The sequence below is a fragment of the Intrasporangium oryzae NRRL B-24470 genome, from assembly GCF_000576595.1.
Classification (GTDB): Bacteria; Actinomycetota; Actinomycetes; order Actinomycetales; family Dermatophilaceae; genus Intrasporangium_C; species Intrasporangium_C oryzae.
The window spans coordinates 1-4,328 of record NZ_AWSA01000092.1 but is presented as its reverse complement, the minus strand read 5'-3'; the positions used below and the strand labels follow the sequence as shown (position 1 = coordinate 4,328).

Genomic DNA, 4,328 nt, shown 5'->3' with positions numbered 1-4,328 from the left:
ACCGCGTCCGGTTAACAGACAGGCCCTAGATGCTCCGAATGGCCAGGGCGACGTTGTGGCCACCGAAGCCGAAGGAGTTGTTGAGGGCGGCGATGTCGCCGTCGGGCAGCCTGAGGTTCTCGCCCTTGACGACGTTGAGCGGGATCTCGGGGTCCTGGTCGTCGAGGTTGATCGTCGCGGGGACGATCCGGTGGTAGACGGACAGGACCGTGATGACCGCCTCGAGCGCACCGGCCGCACCGAGCAGGTGCCCGGTCATCGACTTCGTCGCCGTCACCGAGATGTTGTCCGTGTGGTCACCGAAGGCGCGCTTGATCGCGTTGTACTCGGCGACGTCGCCGACCGGGGTCGACGTGGCGTGGGCGTTGATGTGGATGATGTCGGTCGGCGACAGGTCAGCCCGCTCGACGGCATACAGCATGGCGCGCGACGCGCCCGACCCGTTGGGCTCGGGAGCCGTGATGTGGTGGGCGTCGGCCGACATGCCGACGCTCGCGAGCTCCGCGTAGACCCGGGCGCCTCGGGCCTTCGCGTGCTCCTCGGACTCGAGCACGAAGACCGCGGCACCCTCGCCGAGGACGAAGCCGTCACGACCGGTGTCGTAGGGGCGCGAGGCCTTCTCCGGCTCGTCGTTGCGGGTCGAGAGCGCCTGCATCGCGGCGAAACCGGCGATGGGCAGCGCGTGGACCGCCGCCTCGGTGCCGCCGGCGACGACGACGTCGGCGCGACCCGTGCGGATCATGTCGATGGCGTAACCCATGCTCTCGGCCCCCGACGCGCAGGCGCTGACCGTCGTGTGGGCCCCGGCGCGGGCGCCGAGGTCGAGCGAGACCGCCGCGGCGGGACCATTGGGCATGAGCATCGGCACGGCAAGGGGGTAGACCCGGCGGGGTCCCTTCTCCTTGAGGACGTCCCACTGGTCGAGGAGCGTCCACACCCCGCCGATACCGGAGCCGATCGCGGCGCCCAGCCGCTCGGGGTCGACCTCGGGAGCGCCGGCGTCGGCCCACGCCTCGCGGGAGGCGATGAGGGCGTACTGGCTCGAGGGGTCGAGACGGCGGGTCTCGACCTTCGTCAGCACCTCGGCAGGCTGCGTCGCGATGGTCGCGGCGAAGGTGACGGGCAGCTCGTACTTCGAGACCCAGTCGAAGTCCATCGGGCGGGCGCCGGACCGCCCGGCCAGGAGGGCCTCCCACGTCTCCGTGGCAGTGCCGCCCAGTGGCGTGGTCGCACCGATGCCGGTGACCACGACGCGTCGGTCGCGATTGGACGTCATGGTGACGTGCTCCTCTGAGTCGTGAAGATGTGCGTGAAGGTGTGCGTGAAGGTGTGTGTCGAGATGTCGTGCGGGGGCGGTTCAGGGTGGGGCCGTATGCCGCCGGGCCGGGTTCGCGGGGCCGGTGCCCGACCGCGTCGGGCACCGGGCACCCGCGGGTCCCGGCGTGGGATTCTCAGCCCTGGGCGCCGGCGATGTAGGTGACGGCGTCGCGGACGGTCTTGAGGTTCTTGACCTCGCTGTCCGGGATGCGCACGCCGAACTTCTCCTCCGCGTTGACGACGATCGTCATCATCGAGAGGGAGTCGATGTCGAGGTCCTCGGTGAAGGACTTGTCCATCTCGACGGATGCGGTGTCGAGACCGGTCTCCTCGTTGACGATCTCGGCAAGACCCTCGAGGATCTCCTGCTCGGACTGAGCCATCTGTCTACTCCTTGGTGTGGGTGTCATCCGTGTGGATGTCTTTTCCGGTTACCCCGAATGACCCGTCGGGACTGGCGGGAATCGTGGGACGGTCAGGGCAGGACGACGACCTGCGCCGCGTAGACAAGCCCGGCGCCGAAGCCGATCTGCAGGGCCAGGCCGCCGCTCGGGATCTCGCGCTCGGCGAGCATCCGGGTCGTCGCGATCGGGATCGAGGCCGCGGAGGTGTTGGCGGTCGTCACGATGTCGCGGGCGACGGGGATGTCGGCCGGCAGCTTGAGCTGCTTGACCATCGCGTCGATGATCCGGATGTTGGCCTGGTGCGGGATGAAGGCGTCGAGGTCCTCCGCCTTGATGCCTGCCTTGTCGATGGCCTGCTGGGCCACGGGCGCCATGCCCCACACGGCCCACCGGAACACCGTCTGGCCGGCCATGCCGATCGCGGGCCAGACGTTCTTGTCGGCCTGCGCCGACTGCCACGAGTCGCGGACCTCGGTCCAGGCCTGCTTCTGCGAGATGGCGTCGCGCTGCGCGCCGTCGGAGCCCCACACCGTCGGGCCGATGCCCGGGGTGTCGCTGGGGCCGATGACGCACGCGCCCGCGCCATCGCCGAAGATGAAGGCGCTGCCGCGGTCGTAGGGGTCGGTGAAGTCGGACAGCTTCTCGACGCCGACGACGAGGACGTAGTCGGCCGAGCCGCCCTTGACCATGTCGCTGGCCATCGCCACGCCGTAGCAGTACCCGGCGCAGGCGGCCGAGATGTCGAGGGCGGGCGCGGTGGAGCCGAGACGGGAGGCGAGCTCGGGCGCGGCGGCCGGGGTCTGGTAGGGGTGCGTCACGGTCGCGATGAGGACGAAGCCGATCTGCTCGGGGGAGACACCGGCGTGCTCGAGCGCCTGACGTGATGCGGCCTCGGCCATGTCGATGACGCTCTCGTCCTCGGCGGCGAAGTGCCGGCTGATGATGCCGGAGCGCTCACGGATCCACTCGTCGCTGGAGTCGATCTTGTCGACGATCTCGGAGTTCATGACGACTCGAGCGGGTCGGTAGGCGCCGACGCCCATGATGCGCGAGTGGCGCGGGGCGCCGTTGTCGACGAGGGTGCCGGTGCCCTTCGGGGTCGGGCCGGGGGTGGGGGACGTGGTGGGAGACGTCACGAGAAGCCTTATCGAGAGAGCGGGTGGAGACGGAGGAGGGGCTGGCCGGGCGAGACGGGGTCGCCGTCCTCGACGAGCCACTCGATGACCTGGCCGCCATGGGGTGCCGTGACGTCGTAGGTGTCGCGCAGGGTGGAGACGTGGGCGACGACCGCGCCCGGGTCGACGGTGTCGCCGGCTGCGACCGGCTCGAGCTCGACGGAGCCCTTCGAGGGGGCGATGACGAGCCGCGGCGCGGGCGTCGACGCGGCGTGGACGGGGTTGTCGGCGGCGTCGGCGGTGCCGTGCTCGCGGATCATCCGCTGTGCGGCCTCGATGTCGTCGGGCGACTTGAGGGCGAGAGTCTCGACGCCCGGCATGGCCCGCTTGGCCAGGCCGACGAGGGTCCCCGCCGGCGGGATCTCGATCAGGCCCGTCACGCCGAGGTCGAGCATCGTCTGCATGCAGAGGTCCCAGCGGACCGGGCTGCTCACCTGCTTGACGAGGCGCCGCAGGACGTCGTGGCCGCCCTGCACGACGTGGCCGTCGGCGTTGGAGAGCAGGCGGACGCGCGCGTCGTGGGTCGAGATGGCCCGCGCGTGCCCGGCGAGGAGGTCGACGGCCGAGCCCATGTGGTGCGTGTGGAAGGCGCCGGCGACCTGGAGCGGGATGACGCGGGCCTTGGCCGGCGGGTCCGCCTTGAGGGCCTCGAGCTGCTCGAGCGTGCCGGCGGCGACGACCTGGCCGGCGCCGTTGATGTTGGCCGGCGTGAGCCCGTGGCGCTCGATCGTCGCGAGGACCTCGTCGGCTTCGCCTCCGACGACAGCGGCCATCCCGGTCGGGGTGGCCGCGCTCGCCTCGGCCATCGCCCGGCCGCGCTCGCGGACGAAGACCATGGCCTGCTCAGCGGTGAGGACACCGCTGGCCGCGGCCGCGGTGATCTCGCCGACGGAGTGGCCGGCGGCGACGGCGACGGAGCGGAAGCCGTCGGACGGGTGCTCGAAGAGGGCGAGGAGGGAGACGAGCCCGGAGCTCACGATGAGCGGCTGGGCGACGGCCGTGTCCTTGATCGTCTCGGCGTCGGACTCGGTGCCGTGGCCGATGAGGTCGAGGCCGGCGACCGCGCCGAGCCAGCTCATGCGGTCGCGGAACCCCGGCAGCTCGAGCCAAGGGGCGAGGAAACCGGGGGTCTGGGAGCCCTGTCCAGGGCAGACGATCGCTAGCACGGTCCTAACCCTTGCTGGTTACCCGTCAGGACCGGGCCGTCGAATGTCACCAAGTCGGAAGACATAGTTTGGAGGAAACCTCCTAATCGCGCTCAGTCGTGGTGCGGACCCCCGGCCCGACCGACTCGGCGAGCCGGCCCAGGGCGATCGCGACGCGGACGGCCCACGCCTCGCGGGGGATGGTGAGGTCATACCCGATCGAGTCGGTGATCCGACCCAGGCGGTAGCGGACCGTGTTGGGGTGGACGAAGAGCGCGCGCGCCGTC

Annotated in this window: 5 protein-coding genes; all 5 read right to left on the bottom strand. The window is 70.8% G+C overall.

The annotated features are described in order from the left end of the window. Positions 1-25 precede the first annotated feature (25 nt). Positions 26-1,276, bottom strand: a complete 1,251-nt coding sequence (fabF, locus tag N865_RS21040; protein ID WP_034810236.1) for a beta-ketoacyl-ACP synthase II — start codon at positions 1,274-1,276, stop codon at positions 26-28. Positions 1,277-1,451: 175 nt separating this feature from the next. Further along, complete coding sequence (locus N865_RS21035; RefSeq protein ID WP_034810235.1) at positions 1,452-1,700, bottom strand: acyl carrier protein; 249 nt, start codon at positions 1,698-1,700, stop codon at positions 1,452-1,454. A gap of 92 nt (positions 1,701-1,792) precedes the next feature. Beyond that, positions 1,793-2,764 (bottom strand): beta-ketoacyl-ACP synthase III, encoded by a 972-nt coding sequence (locus tag N865_RS21030; RefSeq protein ID WP_051511203.1) that lies wholly within the window; start codon positions 2,762-2,764, stop codon positions 1,793-1,795. A gap of 101 nt (positions 2,765-2,865) precedes the next feature. Beyond that, on the bottom strand, positions 2,866-4,062 hold the full coding sequence (locus N865_RS21025) for an acyltransferase domain-containing protein (protein ID WP_034810233.1): 1,197 nt from the start codon (positions 4,060-4,062) through the stop codon (positions 2,866-2,868). A gap of 82 nt (positions 4,063-4,144) precedes the next feature. Continuing rightward, the coding region (locus tag N865_RS21020) for a helix-turn-helix domain-containing protein (RefSeq protein WP_034810232.1) at positions 4,145-4,328 on the bottom strand (184 nt) is incomplete at its 5' end.